Raw genomic sequence first — 1811 nt, forward strand, 5'->3', positions numbered from 1 at the left:
TGACGGCGATCGCCGAGCGCACGCTCGTGGACACTGCGGAGGACCTGGCATGACGGATGCCGCGGCATCCGAGTCAGACACCGTGCCCTCATCTGAGTTCGCGGGAGTGCCCGACGGCTTCCAGCGCCTCTGGACTCCACACCGGATGGCGTACATCCAGGCCGGTGCCGACGCAATGCGCGCCGCGTGTCCGTTCTGCGCGGCGCCCGGCAAAACGGATGCCGACGGCCTGATCGTCCACCGCGGCAAGAGCGCCTACGTCTTGCTGAATCTCTTTCCGTACAACTCCGGTCACCTCCTGGTGTGCCCCTACCGCCATGTCGCAACCTACGACCTCGCGACGACGGAGGAGACTCAGGAGATCGCCGAGCTCACACAGACGGCAATGCGCGTGCTTCGCGCCGTTTCACGGTGCGACGGCTTCAACATCGGCATGAATCAGGGGGCGGTAGCCGGCGCGGGTGTCGACGAGCACCTGCACCAGCACGTGGTGCCGCGGTGGGCCTCGGACGCGAACTTCTTCCCGATCATCGCGCGCACCAAGGCACTCCCTCAGCTCCTGGGCGACGTGCGCGAGACTCTCGCGGCAGCCTGGCCCGCCTACTGAGCGTCGGGGTCAGCGGACCCGCGTGACCTCGAACTGCATCCGCGGGTGGGCATAGGCCTCCTGCGACTCGACCAGCTGCAACTCCCGCTCGCCCGAGTCATACGTGTTCTGCAGAAGGTCGAACACGCTCGACACGGTGCGTGCGAGAGCAAGCGCTGGGTCACCGGTGGCGCCGTAGTGGGCGGTGAACAGCGCGGCAGTCACGTCGCCAGAGCCGTTCGCCTTCATCGGGATTCGCGGCGTCTGCACGATCCACGCGCCATCGTCGGTGACGGCGAGCATCTCGATCGTTCCTTCGGGTGCGTCCGGACGTTCGACGCTGGTGACGAGGACCGTGCGCGGGCCCATGTCGCGGGCAAGGTCGGCCGACACGAGCGTGGATTCGAGATCCGCCGGTTCGGTTCCGGTCAGAAACCCCAACTCGAACTGGTTCGGGGTGATGATGTCGGCAGCTGGAACTACGCGCTCGCGCAGCAGCACCGGGATGGCGGGAGCGACGAAGCATCCGGACTTTGCGTTGCCCATCACCGGATCACAGGCGTAGACCGCAGCCGGGTTGGCCGCTTTGACCCGCGCGACGGCATCCAGGATGACATCGCCGATTCCCTCCGAGCCCTGGTAGCCCGACAGCACCGCGTCGATCTGCGGAAAGACCCCGCGTTCCTCGATGCCGGTGAGTACTTCGGCGACGTCGGCGGGGGAGATCAGCGGTCCGCGCCACGCGCCGTACCCGGTGTGGTTTGAGAAGTTCACGGTGTACACCGGCAAGACCTCGACGCCGATGCGCTGCAGGGGGAACACCGCTGCAGAGTTGCCGACGTGGCCGTAGGCGACGGCTGACTGGATCGAAAGGATCTTCATGAGGGCTGGCCTGCTTTCGTGGAACGAGCCGCTTCGATAGCAGCTGACAGATCGGATGCCAGGCGTGTCGCCTCGGCATCGGTGAGGTCGTGCACCGTCAGGCGCAGGTGCTGCGCGGCATCCTCCCCGGTTAGCACGAACTCTTCACCTGAGCGCGCGAGCCACCCGCGCCGCATGAGGTACTCGCCAACGTCTCGAGCAGGCACTCCGAGCGGCACCCACAGATTGAGACCGTCGGCTGCATGCGCCGGAACACCGGCATCCTGCAGCAGCGTGGCAACTGCCGCGTTGCGCTCGGCGTAGTGCTCTCCTGCCCGCCGGATGTCGTTTCGCACTGCATCAT

2 protein-coding genes and 1 pseudogene are annotated in these 1811 nt (G+C 66.5%); 1 reads left to right on the plus strand and 2 read right to left on the minus strand.

Translation table 11 applies throughout. The features are described 5' to 3' along the window. Positions 1 to 49: 49 nt before the first annotated feature. Entirely contained in the window at positions 50 to 607 is a 558-nt protein-coding gene (locus tag Q1V87_RS04405; RefSeq protein WP_300591007.1) for an HIT domain-containing protein, read from the plus strand. A gap of 9 nt (positions 608 to 616) precedes the next feature. Here Q1V87_RS04405 and pdxY read toward each other — a convergent pair whose 3' ends face one another. Together pdxY and Q1V87_RS04415 are read right to left on the minus strand one after the other, a co-directional pair. Then, complete coding sequence (gene pdxY / locus Q1V87_RS04410) at positions 617 to 1468, minus strand: pyridoxal kinase PdxY (protein WP_292711124.1); 852 nt, start codon at positions 1466 to 1468, stop codon at positions 617 to 619. After that, positions 1465 to 1811 (minus strand): annotated as a pseudogene (locus tag Q1V87_RS04415) (transcriptional regulator PtsJ); the annotation flags it as partial. The pseudogene Q1V87_RS04415 and the gene pdxY, both read right to left, overlap by 4 nt.

The sequence above is a fragment of the Microbacterium sp. genome (assembly GCF_030149085.1).
Taxonomy (GTDB): domain Bacteria; phylum Actinomycetota; class Actinomycetes; order Actinomycetales; family Microbacteriaceae; genus Microbacterium.